General features: G+C 66.1%; 13 protein-coding genes. 11 read left to right on the top strand and 2 right to left on the bottom strand.

The window, feature by feature from the left end:
• Positions 1-122: 122 nt before the first annotated feature.
• The 5 genes from AB0H56_RS14565 to AB0H56_RS14545 all read left to right on the top strand — a co-directional run bounded on the left by AB0H56_RS14565 (position 123) and on the right by AB0H56_RS14545 (position 4,343).
• Complete coding sequence (locus AB0H56_RS14565) at positions 123-818, top strand: hypothetical protein (protein ID WP_357162310.1); 696 nt, start codon at positions 123-125, stop codon at positions 816-818.
• A 110-nt stretch (positions 819-928) separates the two neighbouring features.
• Positions 929-1,921, top strand: a complete 993-nt coding sequence (locus AB0H56_RS14560; RefSeq protein ID WP_357162307.1) for an alpha/beta hydrolase family protein — start codon at positions 929-931, stop codon at positions 1,919-1,921.
• A 128-nt stretch (positions 1,922-2,049) separates the two neighbouring features.
• Positions 2,050-2,268 (top strand): hypothetical protein, encoded by a 219-nt coding sequence (locus AB0H56_RS14555; RefSeq protein ID WP_357162304.1) that lies wholly within the window; start codon positions 2,050-2,052, stop codon positions 2,266-2,268.
• A 150-nt stretch (positions 2,269-2,418) separates the two neighbouring features.
• Positions 2,419-2,640 (top strand): hypothetical protein, encoded by a 222-nt coding sequence (locus AB0H56_RS14550; protein ID WP_357162301.1) that lies wholly within the window; start codon positions 2,419-2,421, stop codon positions 2,638-2,640.
• A gap of 44 nt (positions 2,641-2,684) precedes the next feature.
• Positions 2,685-4,343, top strand: a complete 1,659-nt coding sequence (locus tag AB0H56_RS14545) for a HipA domain-containing protein (protein WP_357162298.1) — start codon at positions 2,685-2,687, stop codon at positions 4,341-4,343.
• Positions 4,344-4,406: 63 nt separating this feature from the next.
• On the opposite strand, the gene AB0H56_RS14540 is transcribed toward AB0H56_RS14545, so the two are convergent.
• Positions 4,407-5,738 (bottom strand): acetyl-CoA C-acetyltransferase, encoded by a 1,332-nt coding sequence (locus AB0H56_RS14540; protein WP_357162295.1) that lies wholly within the window; start codon positions 5,736-5,738, stop codon positions 4,407-4,409.
• 155 nt (positions 5,739-5,893) lie between these two features.
• On the opposite strand from AB0H56_RS14540, the gene AB0H56_RS14535 reads away from it, so the two are divergent.
• The 4 genes from AB0H56_RS14535 to AB0H56_RS14520 all read left to right on the top strand — a co-directional run bounded on the left by AB0H56_RS14535 (position 5,894) and on the right by AB0H56_RS14520 (position 10,058).
• On the top strand, positions 5,894-7,252 hold the full coding sequence (locus AB0H56_RS14535) for a 3-oxoacyl-ACP reductase (protein WP_280340859.1): 1,359 nt from the start codon (positions 5,894-5,896) through the stop codon (positions 7,250-7,252).
• Complete coding sequence (locus AB0H56_RS14530; RefSeq protein WP_357162292.1) at positions 7,252-8,121, top strand: MaoC/PaaZ C-terminal domain-containing protein; 870 nt, start codon at positions 7,252-7,254, stop codon at positions 8,119-8,121. The genes AB0H56_RS14535 and AB0H56_RS14530 overlap by 1 nt, the downstream gene beginning before the upstream one ends.
• A gap of 495 nt (positions 8,122-8,616) precedes the next feature.
• Positions 8,617-9,105: a hypothetical protein gene (locus AB0H56_RS14525; protein WP_357162892.1), complete on the top strand. Its 489-nt coding sequence runs from the start codon at positions 8,617-8,619 to the stop codon at positions 9,103-9,105.
• A 539-nt stretch (positions 9,106-9,644) separates the two neighbouring features.
• Positions 9,645-10,058 carry a hypothetical protein gene (locus AB0H56_RS14520; protein WP_357162289.1) on the top strand — a complete coding sequence of 138 codons (414 nt, stop codon included), beginning with the start codon at positions 9,645-9,647 and terminating at the stop codon, positions 10,056-10,058.
• Between the two features lie 69 nt (positions 10,059-10,127).
• Here the strand turns inward: AB0H56_RS14520 and AB0H56_RS14515 are convergent, their stop codons facing one another.
• The gene (locus AB0H56_RS14515) at positions 10,128-10,517 is read right to left on the bottom strand and encodes a helix-turn-helix transcriptional regulator (RefSeq protein ID WP_357162286.1); all 390 of its coding nucleotides are present in this window, start codon (positions 10,515-10,517) and stop codon (positions 10,128-10,130) included.
• Positions 10,518-10,900: 383 nt separating this feature from the next.
• Between AB0H56_RS14515 and AB0H56_RS14510 the strand changes: the two genes are divergently transcribed.
• On the top strand, positions 10,901-11,593 hold the full coding sequence (locus AB0H56_RS14510) for a hypothetical protein (RefSeq protein ID WP_357162283.1): 693 nt from the start codon (positions 10,901-10,903) through the stop codon (positions 11,591-11,593).
• A 775-nt stretch (positions 11,594-12,368) separates the two neighbouring features.
• A complete protein-coding gene (locus tag AB0H56_RS14505; RefSeq protein WP_357162280.1) occupies positions 12,369-12,914 on the top strand; it encodes a hypothetical protein in 546 nt (181 codons plus the stop codon).
• Positions 12,915-13,219: the final 305 nt, after the last annotated feature.

Genomic DNA, 13,219 nt, shown 5'->3' with positions numbered 1-13,219 from the left:
CCACAACGTTCGTATTTTTCAGGACAACCGTCCAGTCCGACGGATACCTTCAGGTCAGAGGGGGTGTACCACTCGATGAGGATTCATCCCGGCCGCAGTTCGCCGGGGCTTTGGAGGAAATCATGTTCCGGACTTCGCGCATCGCCGCAGGCGTCGCCACCACCGCACTGGTCGTCGCCGGTGTCGGGCTCGGCTCCGGCGTCGCCGCCGCCGACACCGGCTGCTCGGTGAGCAGCCACGCCCAGAAGAGGGATGCGAGCACCGTCGGCGTCACCCACGTCTACGACAAGATCGCCAGCGCGGAGCAGATCGGTGTCGGCACCTCGGTCACCTACAAGGTGATCGTCGGGACCACCGGCATCGGCAACCCCTACGTCAACACCATCACCGACTTCCCGCCGGTCGGCTTCGGCGCGCCGACCAAGACCACCATCACCGCCTACCACGCGATCGGCGGCCAGGTCACCGAGGACGTCACCGCCGAGCCCAACGCCGGCGGCTGGAAGGTCACCAGCACCGGCTGGTTCGTCAACTCCGGCAACCCGGTCACCCTGACCATCACCTACCCGGTGCCCGACAGCGTCAAGGTCGGCCAGCAGGTCACCAGTGGCGGCGTGGGGGTCGCGGGCACGGTGGGCGTCAGCAATGAAATGCCCGGGCTCACCGCCTGTTTCACCGCGCGCGGCGCCAACGCGGGCGAGACCGTGATCGGCAGTCTCGGCGACAACGGCCTCGGCTCCTCCGACGGTCAGCTCAGCTCCACCGGCTCGCTGAGCGAGATCCTCTCCGACGTGCTGGGCAATCTGATCGGTAGCTGATCGCCCGGCACCTGGTCGCCGGGGCGGTCTCGCGCTGCCGCCCCGGCGCACCCGGTCCATGAAACTCGTTCGGCCGCAGCCGGTCCGGCTGCCAGCTCGGTGAAGGAAGCATGTTCGTGTTCACTCTGCGAGCCGCCGTGGTGGCGGCATTGGCCCTGGTGCTCTCGGCGACCTCGATCGGCGCCGCGGGCGCCGACGGCTCGCGGCTGGACCGGATCGAGCGGCCGGGACAGCGGCAGCAGATACTGCACGTCTATTCGGCGGCGATGGATCGGGTGATCCCGCTGCAGGTCATCACGCCGCACGACACCAGCGAGCCGCGCCCGACCCTGTACCTGCTCAACGGCGCCGGCGGCGGCGAGGATGTCGCGAACTGGTACAACCAGACCGATATCGTGCAGTTCTTCGGCGACAAGAACGTCAACGTCGTCACTCCGGCGGCGGGGAAGTTCTCCTACTACACCGACTGGCTGCGCGACGATCCCGAACTCGGCCGCAACAAGTGGCAGACCTTCCTCACCGAGGAACTCCCGCCGATCATCGACGCGACCCTGAACACCACCGGCGTCAATGCCATCGCCGGACTGTCGATGTCGGCCACCGCGGTGCTGAACCTGGCTATCGCCGCGCCCGACCGCTATCGCGCCGTCGGCGCCTACAGCGGCTGCGCCTCGGTCGACGACCCGCTGGGCCGCACCGCCGTCGAACTCGTCCTGGCCAGGGCGGGCGCCGACCCGGCCAACATGTGGGGCGCCCCCGGCGACCCGGCCTGGCGCGCCAACGACCCCTACCTCAACGCGGAACGCCTGCGCGGCAAGACGATCTATCTCTCCAGCGCCACCGGCCTCCCCGGCGAAGCGGAAGTGATTCCGGCCGGTGCGACCCCCGGCAAGGTCATCGGCATGACCGACCAGATCCTGCTCGGCGGCGCCATCGAGCTGGCCGCCAACCAGTGCACCCAGCGTTTGGCCGCTCGCCTGGCGGAGCTGAACATCCCCGCCACCACCGAATTCCGGCCCGCGGGCACGCACACGTGGAAGTACTGGGAGCAGGACCTGCACAAGTCGTGGCCGCTCTTCGCCGCGGCGATCGGCGCGAGCTGATCGCTTATAGCGCAAGGGATTTCACCGAGTCAATACACAGAAAGTGTTGGTAACGAACGAGTTGAACCGCCCGATTTCGTGATCAGCTCCACCCAGTGTTTATCGAAAGGCACGTCATGCACCGTCGAATGATCCGAATCCTGGTCGCCACCGCCGCCGTCGCCGGTATCGCCACCGCGGGCGTCGCCCCCGCGCTCGCCGCTCCCGCCGCCCCGGCCGTCATCGCTGAATCCGGCTCCGCGGGCACCGGCTCCGCCCTCATCGACTTCCCCCTCGGCATCGTGAAGCTCCTCATCTGCGGCCCCTGGGGCGCCGCCGAACCGCACCCGAACCCGATGTGTCGCTGACGTCGTCGCGCGTGCCGACCTGATCGGCACGCGCGAACCGTCTGCGGTGCACGGGGATTCGTATCGGTCCAGCTGAAACTCGTGGAGTAACGCCCGTGCCGAGCCGCCCGATGTAAGAGTTACAGTACTCTCGGTTTCGAAAGGCTCGTCATGTATCGTATGGTCCGAATCCTGGTTGCCACCGCCGCTGTCGCCGGCATCGCCGCAGGCGCCTCTCCGGCCCTCGCCGCCCCCACCCCGACGGCCGCCATCGCCGACTCCGGCTCCGCGGGCACCGGCTCCGCGCTCCTCGACGCCCCCATCGGCCTCCTGAAGGTCATCCTCTGCGGCGGCACCGCAGGCCCCCACCCCATCCCCTTCTGCAACTCGTAGCAACCTCAGCGGCGGCACCCGCAATCCGGGTGTCGCCGCCCGCCATGTCGAACAATAGCTGTCAGCTATGTTTGCCTGGTCCGGGCGAAGGTGCGACAGGGGGTGCTGTGCAATACATACGCACGTTTCAGGATGCCGAGCGTAACGCTGCTCTGAAGATGCGAAGCATGGGTTTCGTCGATGCGGATGTGACAACCTACGGTGCCGACGGCGGTATCGACGTGCGCGCTGACGGCGCCCTTGCGCAGGTGAAATGGTCTGGGGCCGCCGTTACGCGAGACGAGCTCCAGAAGCTCTTCGGGGCGCGTGGCTGCTCCTTCACGCAACAGCTTCTCTTCTTCGCGGCCTCGGCCTACTCCAAGCCCGCCGTGGAGTACGCCAATCGACACGGGATAGCGATCTTCGTCTACGAACCGCACGGTGGTCTCATCGCGCGGAATCTGGTGGCTGCCAGCCTCATCTCGATCCCACGCGATGAGTCCGCTGTGCGCCAACCACCCAGGTATTCGAGCGGGTGGCGTTCGGGTGTTCAGAGTGCCGATGTCTACAAGGCCGGCAACTTGGTGGGAAGTCTCGAGCGAATCGACGGTGAGATTGAATTCCGCTATGCAGAGCGGTATTTGGACCCGATAAGAGACAGGGTGGCTTGGACATTGCCGGTCGGTTCCAAGCTCGGAGGCGTTCGTGCAGGTGCGGTGCCGGCATTCTTTGCGGGTCTCCTACCAGAGGGCGAACGATTGGCGGAGCTCTCTCGATCGCTGCGGACAGCCGTCAAGGATGACCTCAGTCTTCTTCTCGCAGTTGGTGCCGATACCCCTGGCGATGTTCAGATTCTTCCTGCCGATGCTGACCCTGTCGCCGCGCCCGCACTCGCAGATGAGGAAACGATCGGCGAGCTCGAGTTCAAGCTGCTGGCTGCACGTGTGGATCGCCATGCTCTGCCGGGTGTGCAATGTAAAGCCAGCGCCGAGCGATCCGTCGCGACGCGGAATGGTTGTGGCAGCAGGTCCTTACTCAAGTTGCCGCAAGCCAGCTATCCGAACCTGATCGAGAATGAATCAGCACACTTGGCGGCGGCACGCATGCTGAAGATTCCCGTTGCCGCCTCAGCTCTCGTGCGCGATGCTTCAGGTATCCAGGGCTTGCTCGTCAGTCGGTTCGACCGTATCAGCTTGGGCGGCGTGTGGCACCGTCTAGCGTTCGAAGACGCCACTCAAGTGCTCGGACTGGAGCCTTCGGCGAAGTATGATGTCGACGCGGTTGCGGTTGTCGAAGCGTTGGCCGGAGTGGTCGGAGCGCCGATGGTCGCCGTTCGGAACCTGTACCTGCAGTTCCTGTTTGCCTGGTTGACCGGTAACAGCGACCTCCACGGTAAGAATCTGGGGGTCCTACGAGACTGCGATGGGCGCTGGGGCGTAGCACCGATGTACGACATCCCCTGCACGCTGATCTACGGGGACGATTCGATGGCACTTCCCATCTGCGGCCGGGTCGAGGGCTTGCGGGCGAGGCACTGGAGTGAATTCGCTGTCGAGATCGGGTTGTCGGCCAAAGCCGCAGCTTCGGCGCAGCGAGTGGCCTTGCGGGCGGCTGGCTCGGTCGATGTCGAGTGTTTGCCGTTCGCTGGATCGCCGAAGAACCGGACTATCCGCGAGCTGAAGGCGCGGCGGGCCGAGCTGGAGCGTTCTTTCGAAACGCGGTGAGCGACACGCACGGACGACCGGTTGGCTCCGAGGTGAGGAGACAACCAGTCGACTGTGGTGTGACTAGCGCTCGATGATCGCGACCACGCCCTGGCCGCCCGCGGCGCAGATGGAGATCAGCGCGCGACCGGATCCCTTCTCCGCCAGCATCTTCGCGGTCGAGGCCACGATGCGACCGCCGGTGGCGGCGAACGGGTGGCCCGCGGCGAGCGAGGAGCCGTTGACGTTGAGCTTGCTGCGGTCGATCGAGCCAAGCGCGCCGTCCATGCCGAGGCGCTCCTTGCAGTAGGCGTCGGACTCCCACGCGGCCAGCGTGCACAGCACCACGGAGGCGAAGGCCTCGTGGATCTCGTAGTAGTCGAAGTCCTGCAGGGTCAGGCCGTTGCGGGCCAGCAGGCGCGGCACCGCGTAGGTGGGCGCCATCAGCAGGCCGTCGGGGCCGTGGATGTAGTCCACCGAGGCCACCTCGGAGTCCACCAGGTGCGCCAGCACCGGCAGGTTGCGCTGCGCGGCCCACTCGTCACTGGACAGCAGGACCGCCGACGCGCCGTCGGTGAGCGGCGTGGAGTTGCCCGCGGTCATGGTGGCGTCGCCCAGCTTGGTGCCGAACACCGGCTTGAGGGTGGCCAGCTTCTCCACGGTCGAGCCGGGACGCAGGTTGTCGTCGCGGGTCAGGCCGAGGAACGGGGTGATCAGGTCGTCGAAGAAGCCACGGTCGTAGGCGGCGGCCATGTTCTTGTGCGAGAGGTAGGCCAGCTCGTCCTGCGCCTCGCGGGCGATGCCGAACTCCTTGGCGGTGATGGCGGCGTGCTCACCCATCGACAGCCCGGTGCGCGGCTCGGCGTTGCGCGGGATCTCGATGCCCAGCATCGAGGGGCGCAGCTGGCCGACCAGCTTGAGCCGGTCCTTGTTGGTCTTGGCGCGGTTGGCGGTGAGCATCCACTCGCGCATGTCCTCGCTGACGCCGATCGGCGCGTCGGAGGTGGTGTCGGCGCCGCCGCCGATGCCCGACTCGATGCGTCCCATCGCGATCGCGTCACCGACGGTGACTACCGACTGCAGGCCGGTGCCACAGGCGAGCTGCAGGTCGTGGGCCGGGGTGTAGGGCGAGAGCTTGGAGCCGAGCACGCTCTCGCGGATCAGGCTGTGCTCGCCGACGCGCTTGAGCACGGCGCCGCCGACGACCATGCCGAGGCGCTCACCCTGCAGGCCGAACCGGCTGACCAGCCCGTCCAGGGTGGCCGTGAACATGTCCTGGTTCGACGCCTTCGCGTAGGCCTTGTCGGAGCGAGCGAACGGAATACGGTTACCGCCAACGATCGCGACCGGGCGCTGGGTCTTCGCGGTCTTGGCAGCGCTGGCCTTGGCCGTCGCCGAGCGGGCTTTGCTTGTCACTCGAGTTCTCCATGGTCTCGTCGGGTGATCGGTTGTCATCCAACTTACTCTGGAGTAAGTTCGTTGTCGACACCGTACCCGCAAATGTGAGCTCACACGGGGGACACTGGGCGAGCACGGTCACATACACGTCGAGCACAGAGAAGGTAGGAACAGTGGCAGCCAAGAGCAAGGGCGCACCCAACCTCTACGGATCCTTCATCCACTCCGCCCCCGGCGCGTTCCTGGCGAGCAAGCTGGGTCTGCCCCAGCCGGCCGAGCTGCGCCGCTACAAGGCGGGCGAGCCCGCCCTCCCCGGCCCGGTGCTGCTGGGCGGCAAGGGTCGCCTGGCCGAGCCGGTCCGCGCGCTGCTCTCGGCGGACTACACCGTCGCGGACTCGCTCGACTCGGGCACCAAGTACGGCGCCCTGGTGTTCGACGCCACCGGCATCGACTCCATCGACAAGCTCTCGCAGCTGTTCGAATTCTTCCAGCCCGCCATGCGCAACCTCGCACCTTCGGGGCGTGTCGTGGTCCTGGGTTCCACCCCGGAGCTGGTCGGCTCGGTCGACGAGCAGATCGCCCAGCGCGCGCTCGAGGGCTTCAGCCGCTCGGTCGCCAAGGAGCTGCTGCGCGGCGCCACCGGTCAGCTGGTCTACGTGCACCCCGAGGCCGGCGCCGCCGCGACCGGCCTCGAGTCCACCCTGCGCTTCCTGCTCTCGGGCAAGTCGGCCTTCGTCGACGGCCAGGTCATCCGGGTCGGCAAGGCCGAGTCCGTGGCCCCGGCCAGCTGGGACAAGCCGCTCGCGGGCAAGGTCGCCGTCGTCACCGGTGCCGCCCGTGGCATCGGCGCCACCATCGCCGAGGTCTTCGCGCGTGACGGCGCCACCGTCATCGTGGCCGACATCCCCGCCGCGGGCGAGGCCCTGTCCGAGACCGCCAACAAGGTCGGCGCCACCGCCCTTGCCCTCGACGTCACCGCGCCCGACGCGGCCGAGCGCCTCGCCGAGTTCGCCACCGAGCGTTTCGGCGGCATCGACATCGTCGTGCACAACGCGGGCATCACCCGCGACAAGCTGCTCGCCAACATGGACGAGGGCCGCTGGAACTCCGTCATCAACGTCAATCTCGCTGCCCCGCACCGCATCACCTCCGGCCTAGTGGCCAAGGGCGTGCTCAAGGAGGGCGGCCGCGTGATCGACGTATCCTCCATCGCGGGCATCGCGGGCAACCGCGGCCAGACCAACTACGGCGCCTCCAAGGCCGGCGTCATCGGCATGGTCGACGCCGAGGCCCCGCTGCTGTCGGAGAAGGGCATCACCATCAACGCGGTGGCCCCCGGCTTCATCGAGACCGCGATGACCGCCGCCATCCCGCTCGGCACCCGCGAGGCGGGCCGCCTGATGAGCTCGCTGCTGCAGGGCGGCCAGACCGTCGACGTCGCCGAGACCATCGCCTACTTCGCCAGCCCGGCGTCGAACGCGGTGAGCGGCAACGTGGTTCGCGTCTGCGGGCAGAGCCTGATCGGCGCCTGATGACCCAGACGATCACCCTCACCGAGGTTCCGAAGAACGGCGGGCTGTACGCGAAGGCGGCGCTGGGCGCCGTCCCGCTGCCCGGCCCGCTCTCGGGTCGCAAGCCGGCCCTGCCCGACCGCCGCGTCGTCCTCGACGGCTTCCAGGTCGACCCCGATCACCTGGCCGCGTACTGCCACGCGACCGGTCTGCGTTTCAGCGACACCTTGCCGCTGACGTACCCGTTCATCCTGTCGTTCCCGCTGATGATGGAACTGCTGGTGGCGCGGGACTTCCCGTTCACCGCGGTGGGTTCGGTGCACCTCGGCAACGTCATCGAGCGCACGCGGGAGATCTCGGTCGCCGAGCCGCTCGATTTCACCGCCCACATCGAGAACCTCCGGGAACACCCGAAGGGTCTGCTGATCGACGCGGTGACCGAGATCCGCGTCGGCCGCGAACTCGTGTGGCGCCAGGTCTCGACCATGCTGCACCAGCAGCGCACGTCGCTGTCCGGCGGTCCGAAGTCCGAGCCGCCGGCGGAGGAAGTGCCGCCGCCCCCGCTGCGCGTGCAGCGCGTCGATCAGAAGATGATCAACCGCTACGCCGCCGCGTCCGGCGACCGCAACCCGATCCACGTCTCCGGTCTCGGCGCCAAGGCGATGGGTTTCCCGAAGACCATCGCCCACGGCATGTGGTCGGCCGCGAACATCCTCAGCACCATCGAAGGTCGCGTCCCCGAAAAGACCACGTACTCGGTCAAATTCGGCAAGCCGGTCTTCCTGCCCTCCTCGGTCAACATCTACGCCGACCAGGTAGACACCGGCTGGGACCTCTCCATGCTCCACCCCAAAAAGGGCTACCCCCACCTCACCGCGACTTTGCGCTGAGTTCCCGGGACCCAAACGGGCCGCACATTCGCACCGGATGTGCGGCCCGTTCTCTTCGCCGTCCCCGATCGGTTCTTGCGAATCAGTTGTTACGTGAATTCGCTGTGAGATTACTCATTTTCGTAAACCAGATTCGCTATTCGATTGCTGCTCAGCATGATTCGCCATCAATTGGTCTACTGACCGGTGCTTTCTTCTCCGAGCTAAGAAATTGCCTCATGCGATCTGGGCGGGTGATCCGGTATTGCCGCGACGTCAATACGCCGCCCCGGAAATTCCGGCTACCCACCGGCATCTGAACAGCCCGCTGCCCCGACTTCCGCGCATTCCCGTCCCCGCAAACGCATGTTAGAACTGCTGTGCCGAGTCTGCGGGGCTGGCAAACCGGGGATCTCGAAGCCCCGATCGGGCGGGCGATTGTGCGGCCGCCCAGCGCATTTCACCTGATGAACCGTTGGCTCGAAGTGGTGTGGAGGAAGCGTTGTGAAGAAGACGATTGCTATCGCGATGACGACAGCGGCCTGGTCCCTGCTGGTGGTACCCGGCGTGGCCGGCGCCGACACCGGCAGCGCCTCGACCGGCAGCGGTGTGATCGACACCGGCAGTGGCATTCTCGGCGACCTACTCGACACCGGGAGCGGCCTACTCGGCGGCAGCTCCGGCGGTTCCTCGGAAAGCGTGCAGCCCTGCAACAGTTCCACGAAATCCGGCGGCGCCGGCGTCACCACCACCGTGCATCAGCTCGGCGTCGCGGGCCCCACCTCCTTCGTCCTGTCCTACGAAACCCTGAATATCCCCGACCGAATCCAGGTCTTCTACGAAGGCGGCCAAGTGCTCGACACCGGCTACGTCGGCGACAATCTCAACCAGGGCACCGGCTCCGTCGCCGTCTCCCTCCCCGGCGGTACCGCGACGACGGTGACCGTCCGCGTCAGCGGCCCGGACGACACGCAGTGGGAGTACACGGTCAACTGCCCGTCGTAGCGGGCGCGAAAACTGCGCGAGTTCGAGCCGACGCCCCCCGGGCATCGCCATCGGGACTTTGCGCTGGTCGCAGGGGAATTCGACGGGCCGCACAGCCGAAAGGGTGTGCGGCCCGTAGTATTTTGTGAACAGCGTTGCGGCGCAATCGTTCATGGTCTGTCACTTGTTACAGTGAGATCAATCATGGCATGAGCCGGGGGATAGCTGGGTATTACTGAAGGTTAGCCGTCGGGATGCTACTCGCCATTTTCGAAACACTCCTTGTTCGCATTGTTTTGTCGGTCGTTGTATCGATTGCACAGCGGAAACAATTCTCCGCCATCGAATTGGTTGCGGCATGAATTCCCGCTACTCGAGTAATCGATCTGAAACCCTCGCTACGAGCCGATTGCCGGCCTCGCCGACAGCAACATCGTGGCATCCCTACAGTGTGTGCCCCGAAAACCACGGGCTGGGGCCATCGATCGGCACCGTGTTAGAACTTCGTGGACCGGCGATGACGTCGGCATTCATGCTTTCAATCGAGGGGTTCCAGTTTCATGAAGAAGTTCCGCACGCTCGGGTTCGGCATCGTCGTCGCGGCGGGTCTGGCAATGTTCGGTACCGGTGTGGCAACCGCTGAGGAGACCACCCCCGACACCGGCTCGGCCACCCTGCTGGAATCCCTGAGCTCCGGTTCCGCCGGCACCGAGGCCACCGACAAGGCCAAGGTGAAGGCCATCGACGAGACCGACCCCGAAGCCGACACCGGCTCCGCCACCGGCCTCGCCGCCCTCCTCGAAGCCCTGACCACCGGCTCCGCCGGCGCCGAAGAGCCCGCCACCGACGCCGACGCCATCAACGAGGAAGAGCCCGTCGAGACCGGCTCCGCCGAGGGCCTGGCCGCCGTCCTGCAGGGCCTGCTCACCGGCTCCGCCGGTGCCGAAGAGCCGGACACCGAACCGACCGAGTGATCTCACCCACACACGACGAATGCCCCACCTCTTCAGGTGGGGCATTCGTCGTTTTCAGCTCGTGGCGGATCAATTGCGCCGAGCAGCCCGAATTCCATTCACGTAGGCCGCGACGATCCGCAGATCGCCCTCCGACAGCCCGGAGAGGTCGACGATTCCATTCGCGGGCGGCGCCGCGGGTTCCGCCGCCTCGACCGGATCGAGTCCGGCCTGCTGCAACAAGGGCTCGGCATCGAGGCCCACCGCCGCTGCCATCGCCTGCAGAGTCTCGGCGGTGGTGCTGGCGGGCACCTTGCGACCCCGCTTGTACTGGGTTCCGTTCTCCACCTGCGTCCACAGACTGGTGCTGATTCGTGCTGCCTTGGCGGCGCGGTCCATCGACATCTCGCGCTCCTTGCGAGCAAGCCGCAGGGTGGCGCTGACCTCGGGCGGGACCACCGCGCTCCGTTGTCTCACCATGCACTCAGGGTAGCAGATTGTTTGCACTGATGCATGAAGTGCATGCACCGCTGAGCTGCGAACTTGCGAATAGCGCCAGGTCGATGATTGTCAATCCTAACAGCATGTAGCGAATTGGTTTGTTGCGATGGGTAACTGGGTATGCGGATCTGTCGCCCCGCTTGACAGGCGCGTTCCAACAACGTTGCATACAACGAGTGTTGGATTGTGGGTCTCATCGGGAGTCGCTTCCTGACACCGCCCAGGCGCGCATCCATCTCCGGCCGCGCAACGCCGGGGTGCGACCTGGGCCGTGGGGCCCGCTCTCGACTGAAGGGGAAAAGTACATGGCCACAGGCGATGCCGTTACGGCGTCGAACCGCGCGCGGGAGGATTCGTGCGGTGTGACCCCGCTGGACAGATGGGTGGACGACACGCATCTGTACCTGGATCGGACTGTTGCCAGGGAGCTGGCGCGCACACTCGGCGACATTCCCGACCTGGCGGAGGATTTGGCGGATGCGCGGACGCGTCAGACCCGATTCGGTGCTGTGGACTACCGCACGCGCGACGGGGCACGGGAGCAGCGACTCCCGTTCAACCCAGCGGCAGCGCGCGCGGAGGACGATCTGCAAGCCGTGCTGGTGTCCTGGATTCGGTTGGTCTGCGAAGAACGCGCCATCGCGTACGGCGGTGACGTGAGTATCGCCGGCATGGCGGAGTGGCTGCAGCGCAACATCATTGCCTTGGCGATGACGGAGGGTGTTGAGGCCGCTCCCGGCGAGATCGCGGCCGCAGTGGCGGCCGCCGAGGCGGTCGTATGCCCGCCCGTCGGTGCGAACGCCGTCGACGCGGATCTCGTGGCGCGCGCAAGGGCCGTCCGGCTCAACGCCGCTGGGATCGGCAAGCTGGCCGAGCAACTCGGCGATGAGTACCGCGGTCTGACGGTGCGGCGCATGCGAACGCTGCGTGCGGCCGGGCTGATTCGACCGGTCCCCGGACCTTGGTCGCGCGACTGGCCCGAACTGTACGTCGTTGGTGAGGTTTTGGACGCACACCTCGCCTTGCCGACGCGCAGACGAACAACAGATGCATAGTGAACAGATAGACCCAGCGGGGCGTCGGCACGGTGTTGCCGGCGCCTCGCTGGCGTAGTGCCTGCACATCTCGATCCGATCTCGCGACCGTCGTCAAAACGCTTAGGCCATAGCAGATTGCAGTGGTGAACCCACAGGGGCAGCGGACGTTGCAGGTGCTTCTACCTGCAATTTCAGGCAGATCCATAGGGGGAGTTGACAATCCGTGAGCGACGGGGCAAACTAGTCGCAGCGGGAATTCGTATGCCCAAAAGTAGATTGGGACAACAGAACTCGCTCTTTCCGAACGCCTCCCCCTCAGGTCCTGATCGAGGCCACGTCCCCGTCGACGTTAGAATGGGACGCGTGCTCTCAACCGAGAGCCTCCTGTATTTCGGCTGCTGGGTGAGGTCTTCTTGTGTCAGGTGCATACGATGCGTTCACGCCCGACGACTCGGGCAAGCCCACAGAAGAACGGTCTGTCCACGACAGTGGTGGGACGGTACGGCGTGGGGACGAATCAATCGCGTCGCGGTGGGACCGGTCCGGGCACATCGACCTCTCCGAAATCTGCGTAGAAGACCTGCAAGTCGTCGCCGGTGCTGTCGAACGCTGGCGGTCGTTGCGACCGGCGCGTACGGCGGGCCGCCACTCAGCTCGGTGACCTGATTCCCGCGCTGTCCAGGTGGTGACGGTGCGGCTGGGTCGAGATCGGTGCCGAGACGTGAGAGTTGTGGTTCCCATGGGTGTTGAAGGTGAGTCGGAGTCCGCGAGGTACGACCGACAAGATATCGCGGTGCAGCGCAACGGGTTCAATGCCCAGGAAGTGGCTTTCAGCCAAGGGATCCGGGTGGATTCGGCCGTGGTGTACGACTTCGTGTCCTATTGGTCGGTCGCCGATCGTGCTGTGTTGATCCAAGCGGACCTGTCCGGTCATGTGCGGAACGAAGTCATCGCGCACTCGGTCGCACACATCGAGATGGCCGAGTCACCGGAGCTGGCCGCCGCACTGGACGGCGAGCGCTGGCGTGGCCGTATCGAGATGCAGGTCCACGATGTCGTAGCGCATCGGCTGATCCCGGTGGGCAGCTTGCGGGACGCGCTGGAGATCGCCAACAACCTGGCCGACGTAGCGGCCATCCTCGGCGTCACCGAGTTCCTCCTCGGCTGGCGCCTGCAACATCTGGCGAACGACGAATTCGCCGTGATCCCGGTACACCTGCTCAACCGCCTCGGGTGGCTTCCCGGCATGACCACCCCTTACCCCTACCGCTGTCTGTGGCCGGCAGCGAGTTCGGGGGAGATGTTGCGCCAGCTGGCTCCTGGCCGACATCACCGATAGCCGGTTCAGGCCACCACACCGCGCCCTCGATTCCGTACTCGGATCGAGGGCTTTGTCATAGGCGCGTCAGCGCCGACCAACCAGCTCATGCGGCAGGCCCCCGGACAACAAGCGTGATCCAGCGGGTTCAGAGCCCGCCGCATGCCCGCCCCTGACGCGCCCGTCTCCCACAGTGGATCTGTGGTCGCAGGCGTTGTCGCAGCGCAGGGGCGAATCGGTCCCGCTCCGGACACATGCGTCGTCCGGAGCGGGACCTCCCCTTTCCAGAGAGGTATCAACATGTCCCTGTGGTCTCCGAAAGGTCG

This window comes from Nocardia sp. NPDC050717 (genome assembly GCF_040654275.1).
Taxonomy (GTDB): Bacteria; Actinomycetota; Actinomycetes; order Mycobacteriales; family Mycobacteriaceae; genus Nocardia.
Note: the sequence above shows the minus strand (reverse complement) of the source record. Positions and strands in the feature narration are given on the sequence as shown.

What these genes read in the sequence shown, in the direction of transcription:
- AB0H56_RS14565 (WP_357162310.1), top strand. Translation starts at nt 123, where the DNA reads ATGTTCCGGACTTCGCGCATCGCCGCAGGCGTCGCCACCACCGCACTG.
- AB0H56_RS14560 (WP_357162307.1), top strand. Translation starts at nt 929, where the DNA reads ATGTTCGTGTTCACTCTGCGAGCCGCCGTGGTGGCGGCATTGGCCCTG.
- AB0H56_RS14555 (WP_357162304.1), top strand. Translation starts at nt 2,050, where the DNA reads ATGATCCGAATCCTGGTCGCCACCGCCGCCGTCGCCGGTATCGCCACC.
- AB0H56_RS14550 (WP_357162301.1), top strand. Translation starts at nt 2,419, where the DNA reads ATGTATCGTATGGTCCGAATCCTGGTTGCCACCGCCGCTGTCGCCGGC.
- AB0H56_RS14545 (WP_357162298.1), top strand. Translation starts at nt 2,685, where the DNA reads ATGTCGAACAATAGCTGTCAGCTATGTTTGCCTGGTCCGGGCGAAGGT.
- AB0H56_RS14530 (WP_357162292.1), top strand. Translation starts at nt 7,252, where the DNA reads ATGACCCAGACGATCACCCTCACCGAGGTTCCGAAGAACGGCGGGCTG.
- AB0H56_RS14520 (WP_357162289.1), top strand. Translation starts at nt 9,645, where the DNA reads ATGAAGAAGTTCCGCACGCTCGGGTTCGGCATCGTCGTCGCGGCGGGT.
- AB0H56_RS14515 (WP_357162286.1), bottom strand. Translation starts at nt 10,517, where the DNA reads ATGGTGAGACAACGGAGCGCGGTGGTCCCGCCCGAGGTCAGCGCCACC.